The organism is Cerasibacillus sp. JNUCC 74 (assembly GCF_053667775.1).
The window spans coordinates 3,848,701-3,866,822 of sequence record NZ_CM132207.1 but is presented as its reverse complement, the minus strand read 5'-3'; the positions used below and the strand labels follow the sequence as shown (position 1 = coordinate 3,866,822).

Sequence of the window (18,122 nt, the reverse complement as noted above, 5' to 3'; positions counted from 1 at the left end):
ATACATAGCGATTTTGAGGGGGATTGCTATTTTGGTCTTTGATCTACTCGTTGTAGCGAAGAAAGCCCTAGTGAATGGAAGTTTCATTTTACCCTCTTTTACAAACGATTGAAAGGAGCAAAAACGATGAGGCTAAAACAGGTACGTTTATTTCTTGCAGTAACTTTCCTTGTCCTATTGAGCTTGGTAGCTTGTAATGTAGATAATAACGAGCAACATCGAGATGACGGACGTGGAAAGAACGAAGAAACAGACGAAACAACAGCTACTATAAATGAAGCAGCAAAAGAGGTACTTGTTTCTCTAAAAAATCAGAGTCAACAGATAGTAGCGACTGCAACATTAACGGAAAATAAAGATGGTGTTCAAATTAAACTAAAGGGAGAAAAATTACCTCCAGGAAAACACGGATTTCATATTCATGAGACAGGTTCTTGCGAAGCGCCTGATTTTTCTTCGGCAGGTGGACACTATAATCCTAATCATGCGAAACATGGAAAGAAAATATCAGGAGGGCCCCATGCCGGAGACCTTCCCAATATTGAAGTGAATCAAGATGGAACAGTACAAACCGAAGTAATTGCAAACTTGGTGACGTTGGAACAGGGAGAGAGCCATTCGCTGTTTAAAAAGGGCGGGACAGCGTTAGTTATTCATGCGAAAGAAGATGATTATAAGTCCCAACCTGCAGGTGATGCAGGGGAGCGGATTGCTTGTGGAGTGATTGAATAAGAAGGAAGTCAGCAGGATTCACTGTATAGCTTTACGCTATGTAAAATTAATAAAGCGAGCTGAATGCACAGCTCGCTTTATTAATTTTTACGGTATATGGTTTACATGGTTTGCGCTGAAAATCGGTAATGTTTTTGTATTCTCTTTAATAAGACGGGGGTAAACAAATGAAGGTTGGCAACAATTCTGGATAAATAATGACGCTATTCGTTTCATTTGGTTCATGCCCTTACCTATTTTCAATTTTTATAGCACGCTATTTTTCCCGAATGTTCAAAATTGCACTAAACTTTTTAAAGTTATTACATATAGCTTTCCTTGATCAACGAATACAAATGCCTCTGAATAGTACCAATCGATTGTCTTGTTTTTTCTGTAAAGGATGTGAAGGAAGGATACTTTTTAGACGTTTTTTTAGGATTGAGAGCCGTACAAATTGCCTGTGAAATCCCTTTAACTAGCGTACCCTCAAAACGATGAACAGGATCCAAAAAACGGTTTATTTCACATCCTGCGCTTTTTTTATTTTTCGTCATCGAGAGAAAAATTCAAGTGTTCTAACCCTAAAAAAGCGGACTGGAAGTTTTCATTCTATCCGTGATTAAGTTATAAATAAATTGGGAGGTCAACCATAAAAACCAAATTGCTGAATGGAAAAATACATGATTAAGATTGCGTGTTATTATTTACGACTGCGTGACCACCAAACTCATTTCGTAATGCTGCTACAACCTTACCAGTAAATGTATCTTCTTCTAGCGAACGATAACGCATCATGAGTGATAGAGCAATGACTGGTGCAGCGACTTGATAGTCTAAAGCCGTTTCGACCGTCCATTTTCCTTCACCTGAAGAATGCATAATTCCGCGAATGTTGTCCAGCTTAGCATCCTTTCTAAAAGCCTGTACCATCAATTCCATGAGCCATGAACGAATCACAGAGCCATTATTAAATACAGTTGCTACTTGTTCATAATCATAATCGAATTCACTTTTATGGAGAATATCAAAACCTTCAGCAATTGCTTGCATCATTCCATATTCAATACCATTATGAATCATCTTTAAAAAATGACCACTGCCGGATTTTCCAGTATATAAATAGCCATCTTTAACAGCGATATCTTTAAAAAGCGACTCGATCTCTTTAAACTTAGCTTCATCTCCGCCAATCATTGTACAAACCCCATGGCGAGCACCATTGATGCCACCGCTTGTACCACAATCAAAAAAGTATATGCCTCTATTAGCTAAAAATTCATTTCGTTTTATCGTGTCTTTATAATTTGAATTACCTCCGTCAATAATAATATCTTCTTTATCTAGGAGAGGTGCAATTTCCTGAATGACTCGTTCTGTGATATCACCCGCGGGAACCATTAACCAAATAATACGGGGAGCTGGCATACTTTTCACTAATGTTTTAATCGAAGTGTGGAACTGAAAGTTGTCATGTGTTATTCCTTCTGCCTGTTTTTCTATTTTGTCAAAGCCACGTACATTGTGATGATGATCTAGTAAGTTAAGCGCTAAATGATAGCCCATCTTTCCAAGTCCGATAATACCGATTTCCATTATTTTCACCTCATGTTTTATTACATTCCATATCCATTATATCAAATATTTTTCCGTATTCAAATTATATAAAAGAAATTTTTTTCGTGTATAATAGATGATATAAATTCATTCTATTCTTTAAACGAATTACATTTAAGTGTTTTAGAGCGGTGGATAAATATGATTCATTCAAATTTGGTAAGAGATGACATAGTAGGAATACTTTTCTGTTTAATTTAGTCAAGATGCCATCAGATTTCAGAGATGTAGGGAATACGGAAAAGCCTAAAGGGAATATTGGTATTCAAATGTCCTATTCGTACGGGCAACAGGATAGAGAAGCTCCTTGAATTAGACATCGCACAGCAGAAAAGTGTTTTTCTTTTTTAAGGATGGAGAAGCTCGGTAAGCACATACCACATGCAAGAAAAGCTTCGGTAGTAATCCATCGAAGGGCCCCCGAGATTATAGCCTTTATACTACTTCAAGGAGAAAAGCGCTCCTTGAATGAAGTTTCACTCTATTAAAAAAGGAGTACGTTAATATGGAACAAGAAACTCAACACGGCTTAGCACGTATCCGCAGTAATTACAGCAGGCTTAGTGAGAAAGAAAAAAAGATAGCCGATTATATCTTAAAGCATCCGAAAGAAATTATTCATTATACGATTAATCAGCTTGCTGATAACTTAGAAGTTGCGGAGTCAACGATTTTTCGCTTTTGTCAGCGAATTGGTTTTAAAGGATACCAAGCTTTAAAGATTGCGCTTGCTGCAGAGATTGTTACACCAATCGCAGATATACATGAGGATATACAAGCTGGCGATGATGTGGTTACGGTTGGTGAAAAAGTATTTCGTTCAAATATCAAAACATTAGAGGATACATTGAAAATTATCGATGAAGAGGCTCTGAAAACAGCAGTTCAAGCACTTGTTCGAGCAGAAAAAGTGGAGTTTTTTGGGATTGGTGGATCGGCAATTGTTTCCCTTGATGCATATCACAAATTTATTCGTAGCGGGATAAATGTGTATTCCAATTTTGATGCTCATATGCAATTAATGTCAGCTTCACAATTAGGAAAACAGGATGTTGCTGTAATTATCTCTCATTCCGGTTCTACAAAGGATATTATTGATTTGCTTCAAATATTAAAGGAGAAACAGGTGATGACAATTGCGATCACGAATTTTGCTAAATCTCCTTTGACAAAGAATGCTGATATTTTACTATATACAGTTGCAGAGGAAACTGAATTTCGTTCAGAAGCGTTATCCTCAAGGCTTGCTGAGCTTAGTATAATTGATGTATTGTATACGAATGTGATGCTTGTAAAAGGAGAGTCTGCTCAAGAAGCATTACAATATATGCGGAAAGCAATAGCTCTAAAACGGCTATAAAGAACAGAATAGTGAAACTTCCATTAGAAGAATAAACTTGATAACTAGTAAATAGTAAGTGGGAAAATAATCGTTATATACGGGTAATTCGTAAATACAAAGGGAGTTGGGTGAAAGCAATTTTGTTTGATTTTGATTGATGGAACATTAGTGGATACGTTGCCAAACTGCTATCATGCATTTCAAGAGGTTTTTAAGCACTATGATGCGAAAACGCCTCATTGATGAGGAAGTAAAGGCTATGTTTGGCCCTTCTGAAACAAATATCATGAAAGAAAATTTAAATAGTAAAGATTTGGGATGACGCTATTGAGTATTTCTATGAACAATATATGAAGCATCATGCGGAGTTAGTTGATCATTATCAGGAGATAGATGACATGCTCTTCTTTTTAAAAAACGCTGGGATGACTTAGGAATTGTTACGGGGAAAACAAGAAGAAGTCTAGATATACCTCTAGAGGTGTTGTAAATGAGAAATTTATTTGATGTGATCATTACAGGAGACGATGTGGAGCAACCTAATCCCTATCCTGAAGACATTTATAAAGCATGAACAAAAATAAAAATCAGTAATCATGAAGCAATGTTTTGGTGATAGTGATGCTGATATTCAAGCAGGACTAGAAGCGAATGTTCATACGATTGGGATAAAATGGTTTCCTAACGCACAAACGTTAACATTCTCGAAGCAGCCTGATGCGTATTTTGATGATATTACTGAGTTCGTCAATTATGTAGAAAGGCAAGGTTCAACTAACATTCCGTGTAAAAAGCATTTCACGGAATGAAGTTTCACTTTATCCCGCATGTAAGGTGCCGTAAGTTTCCCACTTCAAGTCCTAAATTGATACAAAAGAGTCAAAGTGTGAGAAAACGGCACCTAAATGCCCGATTCGTTCAACTAACATTCCGTGTAAAAAGCATTTCACGGAATGAAGTTTCACTTTATCCCGCATGTAAGGTGCCGTAAGTTTCCCACTTCAAGTGCTGAATTGATACAAAAGGGTCAAAGTGTGAGAAAACGGCACCTAAATGCCCGATTCGTTCAAACTAACATTCCGTGTAAAAAGCATTCCACGGAATGAAGTTTCACTTTATCGTATAAGAAAAACGATAGCTTTCGCCGTAAAGACTTGGCGATAAGCCAAGTTTTTCTAACACTATAGGGAATTATAAAATTTTTATGGTTTATAGTATAAGAAAAACTATGGCTTTCGCTAAAGACTTGGCGATAAGCCAAGTCTTTCTAATCAGATTTAGCTCCCCTAAGGAAATAAATGAAATGAGGAGTTATACTAGTAGGTTGTACGGATTCATTGCTTTCTTCCTTGATTTCTGTATAATATATTTCGAGTGTCGAAGCAAAGTGCTGAACCGTTTTTTATACTATAAGAAAGTATAACTTTATGGTTTATCGTATAAGAAAAACGATAGCTTTTGCCATAAAGACTTGGCGAAAAGCCAAGTTTTTCTAATAAAGGAGGGCGATTAATGGACGCACAATCTGCGATGATTGATAAAAAAGCGGAGAAAATTTGGACACGTGACTTTATTCTTATTTGTTTAGCTAACTTCTTTATTTTTTTAGGCTTCCAAATGACTTTACCGACCTTGCCATTATTTGTTAAGGAGTTGGGAGGAAGCGATCAATTAATTGGTGTTATTGTTGGAATATTCACATTTTCTGCATTGATCATGCGCCCATATGCTGGATATGCTTTAGAAACGAAAGGAAGACGCTTTGTCTATATGCTCGGTTTGCTAATCTTTGTTTTATCTGTCGGCTCATTTGCTGTCGTTTCTACTATTTTCTTCTTACTTGTATTACGAATTATTCAAGGTATTGGTTGGGGGTTCTCAACGACAGCAACAGGTACGATTGCAACGGATTTAATCCCGCCTTCCCGTCGTGGAGAGGGAATGGGCTATTTTGGGCTCGCCGGCAATATGGCACTGGGAATTGGTCCTTCGCTAGGCTTAATGCTAGTAGATGTTATTAGCTTTTCCCACTTTTTCCTTATCTGTGCTGCTGGTGGAATAGTAGCATTTATTTTATCTAGTAAAATCAAATATAAAAAAGTAGAAGAATCACCGCATAAGACAGTAGCTTTAAAGTTTGATATTTTCGAAAAGACTGCTATACAGCCATCGCTATTATTGTTTTTTATTACGTTTACTTTTGGAGGGATTGCTACATTTTTGCCGCTTCATGCGGCAGAGAAAAGTATTGCAGGTATTGAAGGGTATTTTTTAGTGTATGCTCTATTCCTGATGGTTTCTCGAACCTTTGCCGGAAAAGTATATGATCAAAAAGGTCATTTATATGTTTTCTTACCTGGAACGATACTTATTTTTATTGCGATGCTGTTGCTAGCTTGGCTCCCAAGTACTGTTATTTTATTAGTGGCAGCTGCAATGTATGGACTTGGCTTTGGAACCATTCAGCCGGCGTTACAAGCTTGGGCGGTTGAGAAGGCTCCGGAAAACAGAAAAGGGATGGCAAATGCTACCTTTTTTTCCTTTTTTGATTTAGGTGTTGGACTTGGGGCAATTCTATTTGGACAGATTGCTTTTCTATTTAATTATGCAGTGATTTATGTAACTGCAGCAGGTTCTGTGCTTGTTTCCATTGGCCTCTACCTCTATTTAGTATTTCTCGCTGTGCGTAAGATCGATTAAACTTTCTACTCGTTTCAATTACTGGTACAGGATGTTTAGCTATCTAGGAAGCGATTTTTTGCATGTTGGCTATCTTTTTGAAAGTAGCTCGATCGTCTAAGTATGTGCTCGAACATCTAGTAAATCTCACACTTCTTCCTGCTACGATAAGCCAACATTGGCTCGAATCTAAAGGAAAGCTGACTAAAAGCGGGCTGTTGCTAGGCGTTGGTATACCCCTGTTGGAAGAAGGCAAGTTTTCTTATCCGGAATGTTAGGATCTGTATTTTTCATTTCAAAACACTGCCTTCATGTTTAAGCTTACATTCGGCAATTTGTTTACTAACGATTAAATGATCAATGACAAAGCTCTTAATTTTTTATTTTTTCTTGTAATATAGCATACTAAGAACTCATTGGAATCGAGTAAAATTTTATAAGATTACAAATTTGGTATATACCAAATTTTTTGTATCCAGTATTTCAAGAAACGCTAAACATCCTATAGGTATTTTGCTATTATGTCGTAAAGCAAAAAGAGCAGAAGGCGGAAGGAGATAATTACCTATCTCTATCTTGATCTAATTGTCGAGTGCCCACCAAACCCTCGATACATTTCTCTCCAGAAATGTTCTGGATTCTCTATTTCTATATTATCATATTTGCATATAATCTCTTCAAGTCCCATCGGAGTGTCAATATCAATTTCATGCCATGGATTCATGTCTGGTGGTCCAAAACTAACCTTTAAATTCTTCTCTGATACATCAAATACCATACTTCTAAGCGTGCCCATTCCACTTGAATAGAAATGGCAGCAAGGACCATATGGATACGGAGTGGAAAGTAATTTCCTTATTTTTTCATCATTGATATTAGGTGCATCTCTTAATAATGAGTTCCATACAGAGGTGTATCGCAATTCAGAATTCCAAAAATGATGTTCATCAAATTCGTTCATTTCATGGCTCACATAGTGATTGGTAGCGACTAATAAATCGCCAAATGGTTTCCGTTCGATCATTCTTTTTTTGTCCGTTGAAAAGCTTGCCACCTCAAATATAGCAGCATGATTAGAAGCGTCTGCCACTAAGAAATTCGTATTTGTGCACAATGGTATTTCTTCAAGTAAACATTTCGCTTCATAAACGTTTTTACAGCGGTCTAAAATGGCACGAATGGCAACCCAAAATTCACACCCATTTCCATCGAGAGGTTTCAAGTAGGCTGTACTTGACATGGAAACAACTAAACCGTGTTCATTCATGCCATCCATTCTTCCTGCGTTTTGGAGAGAGAAACCAATATGCTTTGGTTTTCCTGTTACACGGGTAATGCATAAACTTCTTTCGTCCCTTACAAAATATTCATAGCTTCTTCCAACATAAAAATGTCCATCGCTCGTGTTTGAAGGGAGTACTGCAAATTGACAACAATTATAGGAATTGTGATATGAATTTGTATAGCAAATTATTTTTTCCGATTCTACTCCTATTTCATCTGCAAATCCCTGTATTTCATCTGTAAAGCCGGGACATATTTTATCAATTAACATCATCCTCTTATGGGCAGTCGCTGCAGATATATAACCCTGTCCTTCCATGGGACTGGTGTAATAGGGAATGTCGTCCGGATAGTGTTCTTTTAAAGTCTCGGCCCGCTGTTTACCCACCTCATAATTGCTTCCCTCAGCCACATGGATGTCAAATATCATTGGTTCTTTCTTTTCTGTATTTGCCATATTCATCAACCCTTTCTGATATTAATTTTACGTTGGCTTTAAAAGTTACTGCCATCCTAACATAATAAAAAAATTAGGTCTATAAGAAAAATGATGAATTAGCATACAATACACAATAACTAAAAACAATTTGTTTTTTCCTTATTAAATTAGTTTAGAACGTAGAAAAAGATAGAGCTTACTCTTTTCCTGTTTAACTTGACGGGATAAAATGTTATATATTTTTTTGATTTAGAGAATAGGTCTGGAGAATTTATATTTGAGCAGATCGGTTTTCTATTTCATTATGTGATGCTTCTACGTCCTTTATCTCTATATTATAATTTAGTAGCATGTAGGAAGGAGGGCATAAGCTTTCTGATCGTTTGGGAATATTCACCTGTTTAAGAGTCTGCAATAATATTATTTAAGAAAATCCTTACATAAGGATTTTATAATGAATAAAGAACCAAACAATTTTACCTGCTTGGTTCTCGAAAGGGTTAATGGTTCTTAGGCAGTACAATTCGCTTGTACAATTGGACAGTAATAACATAATATGAACCGTAGATCAATAAGAAAAGGCTAATTGGCAACCATATTTTTGTATAAGGCTCAACTAAGATGAAAGAGAACATTTGCATGCCAATTAAGACGTGTACTAAACCAACGATTGCAGGGAATAAGAATAACAGGAACAGTTCTCGGTAAATCGAACGGTTCAATAGCGATTTACGTACGCCAATTTTTCGTAACATTTGATAGCGTTGAATATCTGCTCCGGCACTTGATAATAATTTAAACATCAGCACACTAGCCATCATCATTAAAAAGGCAATGCCTAAGAAAATACCCATAAAGATTGTACCGCTGGAAAAACTTTTTAAACTAACGTAATTATTGTATTTTCCTCCTGCGTTTTCTACAGGTTTACCAACATAACTTTCAGCAACCTTTCTTTGCCTTTCTTCCAATTGCTTAAATTCCGGCAAATAATTTGAAAAGTCGTCTGCCTTAACTAAAATAACTTGTTTTTCTTCGGCTTTTACTTGTTGATAATGACTCTTATCAACAACATGGATCACTCTTTCGCCAAACATATTATAGCTTGCATTTAATTCATAAGAAAAGGCAGTCAACCATTTATCAGGAAGTTCCTCTCCTTTTGTCCCTTCCATCGAATATACAGGAGCAGGGAGTTTGTCTTCTATCCGTTTTATTTTTACATCTGACAGCTTTTCCATTCCTTTTTCCATACTAGGAACTAAAGGTGGCTGCTTTAATAGACTCTCTTTAAGAAAAAATACCCCATCATCGCTTACTTTATATACATACGTATGTTTTTCAGTTAATTTCATCTTTTCCAATGTATTTAAATCTTCTGCTGTTGGTTGATAAATAGCAGCATCATTCGCTTGGAGCTTAGATGATTGAATTTCAACATTATGGTAAAACGAAATTCCTGCTGTCATCGCACCTAATCCAAGTGCAATTAACATAGCTACTGTTCCTAGTACTTTTGTTAAGTTAAGCATCCGGAAGCGTAATTGTCCTAGTGTAAATGAGTTGATACCAGTTTCATTTAAAGTACGGTTTTGTTTCAGCTTTTTCACAAAGAATGGTAAAAACGAAATAAAAATCAAGTATGTTCCTGGAACGACGGTAATGGATGCTAAGATAACTCCGAAATGTTGAAGCTTAGCCATGTTAATCATAATATAATAGCCAATGACGATTAGAATAATGGAAAAAAGCACGCCGAAAAATGTTTTTACTCCACTTGTTTTAATAAAGTCTTGTTTTTTATTAGCTTGTAACAAATCAAGAACTTTTTTCTTACCAATTTGCCATGCATTAACCATTGATGTTAATAAAAACAGGGCAACATAGAAAATGATTGTTGTCAAAATCGATCCTGTATAAATAGCTTTAAACCCAGTAGCTTCTGCTGAAAAGTCAAGCTTTTCCATTAATAAATCAGCGATAACTGTCGTTAATCCAATCCCGATTATAATGCCGATCACAAGGGAGATCAGTCCAATAAACAGTGTTTCCATAAACATCAGTTGGGTAATTTTGCTTTTTTTAGCACCCAGTGTCATATACATAGCCATTTCCTTTTGCCGTAATGTTTGAATAAACGAAGTGGCATAAAAAATATAAAAAATGGTAATAAACCCGAGAATAAATGTTCCTACATGAAAAACAAACATCGTTGCACTAATCATAGAATTTGCTTCAACAAAGGCTTCATTTTGTGCCAGTGTTTGGAACATATAGAAAATGGCGATCGAGATCGTTAGCCCAAATAATAAAACTAAATAATCTTTGAACATTTTCCGCATACTCGTTAAAGACAGCTTTAATAACATTGTATGACCTACCTTCTAATTCAATTCGCTTGGTGTGTTAAATTCAGAAAGAACATCCAGTATGTTTTGATGAAACTCGTTTCGTGTATGATTCCGATGGATTTCTTTATACAGTTGACCATCTTGAATAAATAAAATACGCTTGCAATAACTGGCGCTAAGCGGGTCATGGGTTACAAGCATAATGGATGTACCGAGGTTTTCGTTCATATGCACCAATGTTTCCATTAAGCTTTTCGCATTTTTGGAATCGAGTGAACCCGTTGGCTCATCAGCCAGTATCATGGCGGGTTCGTGGATAAGGGCACGTGCAGCAGCAACTCGTTGCTTTTGTCCACCTGATATTTCCGTTGGATATTTTGTAAGGATGTCCTGGATGCCCAGATTATTTGCGACTTTTAATACACTTGGTTTAATCTGCTTTGTTGCTACTCCCTGTAAAGATAAAGGCAAGGCGATGTTTTCATAGACAGTAAGGTTTTCTAATAGATTAAAGTCTTGAAAAATAAATCCAAGCTGTTGGGAACGAAAATCGGCCAATTGATTTTGTTTCATTGTAGTAATATTGGTACCGGCAATTTCAATGGTGCCGCTTGTTGGCTGATCTAATGTTGAGATAACATTTAGTAAGGTTGTTTTTCCTGCACCAGAAGGTCCCATAATCCCAACAAATTCGCCTGCTTCTATATGGAAAGCGACATCTTTTAAAACGTGAAATTGATTCTCTTTATTTTTTCCATAACATTTATTTAGATGATTTACTTCTAATACGTATTGACTCATGATCATACCTCCAACGTTAATTGCTATGAATAGCTTATCGCTAACTGGAAAATGAAGGTATGGATTTTCCTTTCAACAAGCTTACAGTTTTGTAAGCCTTTAAATAATAGCAGTTAAATTAAGATTGGTTTAAAAACAGGGGAAACTTGTTTACAATAGAAACATACGAATTAGTAAAGGAAGGTAATTCTATTTTGAAAAGTATGAAACATATTAATGTGGAAAAGTTATTTCCTTCGGCTATTTATAAACGTGGATTAAAATACTATTTGCAAGATAGAGTTAGTGATCTTTTATACGATATAAATTTTCAGGAATGGTCAGCGACGGTATATGGATCTGAGGATTATTATGTTGAAATAAATGTAAAAAATTTAGCCCAAGGTTCGATCGATACGTCTTGTGACTGTCCAGCATTTGATACGTTTGGAACATGTAAACATATTGCTGCCGTGCTTATTAAACTAGTGAATCAAGATAATCAAGTACGACCGGGTTTTTCATCTTATGACTATGATTTGACGCAAAGCTTTATGAACGCATTAAATAATGCACCGCAATTAGAGAGAAAACATTCGCAGATCATGAAGCAAACAGAACTAAAGGTAGAGTACATTTGTAAGTTGGAGGTTCAAAAGCAAATCCAAGTAGAGATAAAAGTAGGAGAAAAGCGGTGTTACGTTGTCAAAGACGCCGAAGCACTTCTTACACATATTATAGAGGGAAAGGAATATCCACTGACAAAGCTGTTTGCTTATAGTCCAGAGTTCCATACATTTTCCCGTGAAGATATGAATATTCTTGAAAAGTTATATGCCATTTTACAAAGTGAGCGTGTTTATCACTTTGATTATTCCTTTATAAAAAATCAGGAAAGCAAACGTTCTATTATTATACCTCCGCTTGAAGCAAAGCCGTTATTAGAACAAATGGCTGAGCGGTCACTTACGGTGATCACACGTGAACAAAACTATTCAGCTGTCTCCATTCAAAAAGGACAAATGCCGTTTGCTTTTTCCTTATCGGCAAACGATAAGGAAGGGTTAGTCCTTGAGATGAACCGATTAAACGATCTGCTCTACTTAACCAATTATGAACTGTTATTTGCTGATGGCATTTTCTATTTTCCCAGACAACAGCAAGTGCCTATTGTAAAAGAGTTAAGTCAATTTCAACGTTATGACTTAGAGCTGCCGATAGCGAAACATCAGGCTGATGAGTTTGTTTCAACGGTTATTCCTTCGTTGAAACAGGTGGGCGATGTAAAAATTACAGAAAAAGTAGCTCAAGAAATTGTTCAGTTTCCGCTTAAGGCTGAGTTGTATTTAGAATTTAAGGATTCATGGATCGTTGGTCAATTGAAATATCATTATGGAGAGGAGATAATAGATCCATTTAATGGTAGAGAAAAAAATGATGTTATCATCATTCGAGATGTTGAAAAAGAACAGCAAATTATGCAGCTGATTGAATATGCTGATTTTCATTATAATGGAAAAGAACTATATATTCATATGGAAAACGAAGAGGATATGTATGAATTTGTTTACTATACATTGCCAAAGCTAGATGATTATGTAGAACTGTTTTTAACAGCAGAAATCCGTAACTTATTAGTAGAGATGGAGCCAATTGCTCATACAAAGGTACAAGTAGAACGTTCCTCTAATTTACTAGATATTGGATTTAATATTGATGGGGTTAGTGAAGCTGATATTAGCCGCATTTTAGAAGCGGTGATTGAGAAAAAACGTTATTACCGGTTAGATAGTGGGGCTTTCATGTCACTCGAAAGCGACTCGTTTTCATCTGTAAGACAATTTTTTGCTGATATGGATATTGATGCAAAGGATATTGCCGAAAATAACATTAAAGTTCCTGTTTATCGAGGAACGCAGGTGGATGAATTACTAAAAACAGATAAAAATTATGATGTATCATTTCGCAAACTCTTGCATCACCTAAGGTCACCCGAAGAGCAGGTATATCCGCCTCCGGAAGGAATAAATGCTACCTTACGCAGTTATCAGGAAACAGGGTTTCAGTGGTTTAAGTCGTTAAGTGAGTATAACTTAGGCGGGATTTTGGCAGATGATATGGGTCTTGGAAAAACATTACAAAGTATTTGTTATCTTGCTTCGGAAAATGGACAGTATCCACACTTAATTGTGACACCATCTTCCGTTGTTTATAATTGGAAAAATGAGTTTGCAAAATTTACCCCATATTTAGAAGTAGCTGTTTTAACAGGAACACCACAGGAACGAAAAGAGAAAATTGCCAGTTCCCAGACAATGGATGTGTGGATTACTTCTTATGCAACAGTACGACAAGATATTGATATATACAAGGAGCTATCATTTCAAACGTTAATTCTTGATGAAGCTCAATTTATTAAAAATTACGCAACAAAAACCTCTAGAGCAGTCCGGAAAATAAATGCATTGCGTCGATTTGCTCTAAGTGGTACACCGATTGAGAACTCGATTGATGAACTATGGGCTATTTTTCAAGTCATCCTTCCCGGACTTATGCCGAATCAAAGAACGTTTAAACAAATGTCTTATGATAAAATTGCAATGATGACAAGACCGTTTATTTTGCGTCGATTAAAGCAGGACGTGTTGAGTGAACTGCCGGATAAAATCGAAACTGTTCATACATCTGAACTAACTAAAGATCAGAAAGAATTGTATATAGGGTATCACCGACAATTACAGAAGGAAGCTCAACAGACGATAAGTGAAAGCAGCTTCCAGAAAAATCGAATAAAAATTTTAGCTGGGTTAACCCGACTTAGACAGATTTGCTGCCACCCTTCCTTGTTTATTGAAAATTATCAAGGAGAATCTGGAAAGCTTATCCAGCTCATGGAAACTATTCGCAATGCTAGAAGAAATAGAAAGCGTATGCTGATCTTCTCGCAATTTACTTCCATGCATGAAATTATAAAACATCGGTTAGAAAATGAAGGAATTGGCTATTTCTACTTGCATGGGCAAACATCATCACAGGAACGCTTAGAGATGAGTGAACGATTTAATAATGGTGAAAATGATGTATTTTTAATCTCTCTTAAGGCTGGTGGTACGGGACTAAATTTGACAGGCGCAGATACCGTTATTTTATATGACTTATGGTGGAATCCTGCTGTTGAGGACCAAGCGACAGGGCGAGCTCACCGATTCGGACAAAAAAATGTCGTTCAAGTCATTCGTTTAATAACAGAAGGAACGATTGAAGAAAAAATTTATGAGTTACAACAGAAAAAACGTGAATTGATTGATCAAGTTATCCAACCAGGAGAGACAATGCTTTCTTCCTTAAGTGAAGATGATATTCGCGAGTTGTTAAATATCTAGAACATTTTAACCGGCTGTTAGTTGTACGAAAATCTTGTTTTAAAATCATCAAGGGAAACGAATCAAGGTAGAAACGATTAAATCATTTATAAGAATATCTGATGTAAATTGACCAAAAAACATAGGCGGACAGGATAAGAAAAACGACTCCAACATTCCTGATTTATTTGGATTGACAGGACAAGGAAAGCTTCATTGAATATGTATCCCACGCAAAAAAAGCGTTCTTTTTTTTCAAGGAGAAAGGTACTCCTTGAATGAAGTTTCCCTTTATCCCGTATATAAGGTGCCGTAAAATTACAACTGAGAGAATACGGAGAAGTTTAAGTTGTCGAAAACGGCACCTAAATCCCCGATTGGTTAAGGGCTTTTAGGTCATTCCGTTGCGGTACTAACATTTCTTGGAAAAAGCACTGCAAGAAATGAAGTTTCCCTTTATCGCTTCAAAAGCTTTCCGGTTTGTACGCTGCTAACCGAGGCTTCTAGCTTTTGTTCCTATAAATGTAATGATCATTTTCTACTTTCTGAACGGCTATGTTAGGAAGCTGTTTGTAAACGGTGATCATAGATTTAAATTAAACAGCTTTCTCGGTCTTCCTCTTACGTAAGGCTTCTCTTCGCCGGCTATTTTAATAACCTTGCCTGATAACAGCTTATTAATAGTACGCTCTGCGCTACGCTTAGTCACTTTATAGTGTAAGGCGAAATCATGGGAGGAGAAAGGTTCGTTATTTCGATTCGTAATAAACTGGATAAAGTTATAAGATAGATCATTGTTTAAACGTGCTTTATGAATGAGTGCATGGTATAGTTTCGAAGTGTCAAAGGTTTTTGGGACACCAATTGGACCAATGATATCTTGGCACTGATTAACGAGGTAGCACTTACTATCATTTGTAGCTTGAGCGGATTTTAATGCTAGTCGGGCATTTTTTTCTGCTTCGTTGGCGTTTAAAGCTACACCAAATCCCATGGCAACCGGAGCTTCTAGTTGTCGCTCAATGATGTGTAATAATGGAAAGTCACGGTAATACTGTTTTATTTGCTCTAAGACTGGGTTTGTGCCGAAAAGTACAAGTTGTTTATCATGATTGGTAACAACTGTTGCCTTCGTTTGCTGAACAAATTCGGCAATAAGCTGATGTAATGTATAGCAAGCTTCTTTGCCTGGTTGGTTTACTCCTTTCAATTCTAGGTATCCTATTACAACTTGAACGTTGTTTTTTTGGTAATTGTATAATTGTCCGATTTTCCTTGCTTCATCAATTGCGGCTGCCAGATTTACTTTGGGGATGGACATACAACTAACGGGAATGTTTTTTTGTTTTAGCGTATGCTTTACCTCTTCTAAGGAGGTCAATACGAAGTCAATCTTCCCTTGCTCCCATAAATGCTGATGATAGTCGGTAACTTGGTGATAATTGATAAACATTGTTTCGTCCATTTTTAAGATATGAACTTCATTCTCTTGAATACCTAATTCGGACAGGACATTTTTAACCGGCCTGTCATCGCAAGCATCGATAGAAAATCGCTTGTGTGCTTTTGTTTTTTCTGTTTGCAGCTGATGCAATGTAGTTAATAACATGTATTCATCAAACGAAACATGAATACAGGGAAGTTTTTTTGGAATTAATTTCTTCTTGATAAACAAGTAAGGGAGTTGTTCTGTAAACAGAAATATATCGCATAGGTATGCTTTATCGATTAATAATCTGATCTCGTCCATTTTAGAGTACTGAAAAAAATTAAATTCTATATCCTTGTAACTATTCATAACTTTATTCGTATGATTGACCATTGCTTTTCTGCCAAATATGGCCACTTTCATCCTCATCGTATCACCCCTATAAATTATATTTTGTAGTACTTGCCACATGATAGATAACATGTTAATAAGAAAACGCGCTAATGTATTAAAGTATTAGTGTGATTTATACCAGTAAGAAAGTTGTAGTCCTATTTAGATTAGCAATATGGTAGCCAATCTTCTGATAATTGTCAAGATTATATTTGAATATACCTGTTAAATCTATTTTGTAATATCATCTAATGAGAAAATAGTTTCTATTAAAAACAGATTTTTAAGAATGGGGGAAAATGCCAATCTATTAATGTTTTCATGGTATGATCAAATTGTCTGGAAATTAGAAGGAGGAGAAAATGGGATGAACCGTTTTTTGCAACTTACAGGTGTTAACATACCAATTATTCAAGCAGGAATGGCTGGTGGGATTACTACGCCTGAATTAGTAGCAGCAGTGGCAAATGAAGGAGCATTGGGAACAATTGGGGCAGGCTATATGAACCCGGAGTCACTGCGAACAACTATTCAGCAAATAAAGCAACAAACAAAAAAGCCATTTGCGGTGAATGTTTTTGCCACCAATCTAAAGGCTTTTTCAGATGATGTCTCGGGTATGCAAGCGGAATTAAACAAATTCCGTGAAGAGTTAGGGATTATCAGTGGCATGGATCATGTACAGACAATGGATTATTTGCTGGAAAATATGGAGGTTATTTTAGAAGAAAAAGTGCCAATAGTCAGTACCGCATTTGGCCTGCTTTCCAAGGAGCATATTCTAAAGCTAAAAGCAAATCAGGTGATTCTAATTGGTATGGCGACGAATGTTGAGGAAGCGAAGCAGCTTGAAGCAGCAGGTTATGATATGATCGTTGCTCAAGGGTATGAAGCAGGCGGACATCGTGGAACTTTTCATATGGAGAAATACCCGAACGGCTGTGATATAGGGTTAGTTTCTTTACTTGCTTCTATAATTGAAGCAGTAGAGATTCCTGTTATTGCTACTGGGGGAATCTATAGCAAAGAGCAGATAGAAGGCTTATTAGCGATGGGAGCAGCAGCGGTACAGCTTGGTACACGTTTTCTTGTAGCAAAGGAAGCGGGTACAGCTGATTCTTATAAGGATGCATTAATCAAAGCAAATGATGAGGATACAGTGATTACTAAATATTTTTCCGGTCGTCCTGCAAGGGGAATCGTAAATACATTTATTAAAGAATTGGAGCAAAAACAGGTACCAGCGATGCCATTTCCGATTCAAAATGAATTAACAAAGGATATCCGAAAAGTAGCTCAACAACAAGCTAATCCGCAATATCAATCATTATGGGCGGGGCAGCGGGTCGGTAGTATAACAAGAGAGGAAACAGTAAGCGAAATAATTCAATCATTAAGTAAGTAATAGATGACAGAAAACAGATTAGTTGTAGCGAACTAATCTGTTTTCTGTTTATCCCGTATGTAAGGTACCGTAAGTCTCCCACTTTGAGAGCCGAGTATTACATTAAGAAAAAACCTTAGCTATCAGAAACGAGTCAATTATAGACAGTTTCTTTTAATTTCGTTAGATGATCGCCTTTGTTTCGTTCCTATTTCTAAATAAAATGTTTTCAAATAATATTGTTTTCGCTTACAGTTATAATATTTAACCTATTTGTTCTGTTTATAATAGTTTGACAATAAAATACTAAACAGGGTAAAATATATTCGATATTATGCTAAGAGGGGGAGA

The 18,122-nt window shown here is 36.3% G+C and carries 11 protein-coding genes; 6 read left to right on the top strand and 5 right to left on the bottom strand.

Features of this window, described 5'->3' with window-relative positions:
- The first annotated feature begins 126 nt into the window (after window positions 1-126).
- On the top strand, window positions 127-732 hold the full coding sequence (locus JNUCC74_RS17100; RefSeq protein ID WP_454066231.1) for a superoxide dismutase family protein: 606 nt from the start codon (window positions 127-129) through the stop codon (window positions 730-732).
- Between the two features lie 666 nt (window positions 733-1,398).
- Here JNUCC74_RS17100 and gnd read toward each other — a convergent pair.
- Window positions 1,399-2,307, bottom strand: a complete 909-nt coding sequence (gene gnd, locus JNUCC74_RS17095; RefSeq protein WP_454066230.1) for a phosphogluconate dehydrogenase (NAD(+)-dependent, decarboxylating) — start codon at window positions 2,305-2,307, stop codon at window positions 1,399-1,401.
- A 526-nt stretch (window positions 2,308-2,833) separates the two neighbouring features.
- On the opposite strand from gnd, the gene JNUCC74_RS17090 reads away from it, so the two are divergent.
- The 3 genes from JNUCC74_RS17090 to JNUCC74_RS17080 all read left to right on the top strand — a co-directional run bounded on the left by JNUCC74_RS17090 (window position 2,834) and on the right by JNUCC74_RS17080 (window position 6,370).
- Complete coding sequence (locus JNUCC74_RS17090) at window positions 2,834-3,688, top strand: MurR/RpiR family transcriptional regulator (protein WP_454066229.1); 855 nt, start codon at window positions 2,834-2,836, stop codon at window positions 3,686-3,688.
- A 578-nt stretch (window positions 3,689-4,266) separates the two neighbouring features.
- Window positions 4,267-4,479, top strand: a complete 213-nt coding sequence (locus tag JNUCC74_RS17085; RefSeq protein ID WP_454066228.1) for a hypothetical protein — start codon at window positions 4,267-4,269, stop codon at window positions 4,477-4,479.
- Window positions 4,480-5,182: 703 nt separating this feature from the next.
- Entirely contained in the window at window positions 5,183-6,370 is a 1,188-nt protein-coding gene (locus tag JNUCC74_RS17080; RefSeq protein WP_454066227.1) for an MFS transporter, read from the top strand.
- Between the two features lie 550 nt (window positions 6,371-6,920).
- Here JNUCC74_RS17080 and JNUCC74_RS17075 read toward each other — a convergent pair.
- The 3 genes from JNUCC74_RS17075 to JNUCC74_RS17065 all read right to left on the bottom strand — a co-directional run bounded on the left by JNUCC74_RS17075 (window position 6,921) and on the right by JNUCC74_RS17065 (window position 11,224).
- Complete coding sequence (locus JNUCC74_RS17075; RefSeq protein ID WP_454066226.1) at window positions 6,921-8,090, bottom strand: C45 family autoproteolytic acyltransferase/hydolase; 1,170 nt, start codon at window positions 8,088-8,090, stop codon at window positions 6,921-6,923.
- Window positions 8,091-8,572: 482 nt separating this feature from the next.
- Window positions 8,573-10,441: an FtsX-like permease family protein gene (locus JNUCC74_RS17070; protein WP_077318606.1), complete on the bottom strand. Its 1,869-nt coding sequence runs from the start codon at window positions 10,439-10,441 to the stop codon at window positions 8,573-8,575.
- Between the two features lie 15 nt (window positions 10,442-10,456).
- Window positions 10,457-11,224, bottom strand: a complete 768-nt coding sequence (locus JNUCC74_RS17065) for an ABC transporter ATP-binding protein (RefSeq protein WP_077318605.1) — start codon at window positions 11,222-11,224, stop codon at window positions 10,457-10,459.
- Between the two features lie 146 nt (window positions 11,225-11,370).
- Between JNUCC74_RS17065 and JNUCC74_RS17060 the strand changes: the two genes are divergently transcribed.
- Window positions 11,371-14,586, top strand: a complete 3,216-nt coding sequence (locus JNUCC74_RS17060) for a DEAD/DEAH box helicase (protein ID WP_454066225.1) — start codon at window positions 11,371-11,373, stop codon at window positions 14,584-14,586.
- Between the two features lie 562 nt (window positions 14,587-15,148).
- On the opposite strand, the gene JNUCC74_RS17055 is transcribed toward JNUCC74_RS17060, so the two are convergent.
- On the bottom strand, window positions 15,149-16,423 hold the full coding sequence (locus tag JNUCC74_RS17055; protein ID WP_454066224.1) for a hypothetical protein: 1,275 nt from the start codon (window positions 16,421-16,423) through the stop codon (window positions 15,149-15,151).
- A 331-nt stretch (window positions 16,424-16,754) separates the two neighbouring features.
- On the opposite strand from JNUCC74_RS17055, the gene JNUCC74_RS17050 reads away from it, so the two are divergent.
- On the top strand, window positions 16,755-17,792 hold the full coding sequence (locus JNUCC74_RS17050; protein ID WP_454066223.1) for an NAD(P)H-dependent flavin oxidoreductase: 1,038 nt from the start codon (window positions 16,755-16,757) through the stop codon (window positions 17,790-17,792).
- Window positions 17,793-18,122 lie beyond the last annotated feature (330 nt).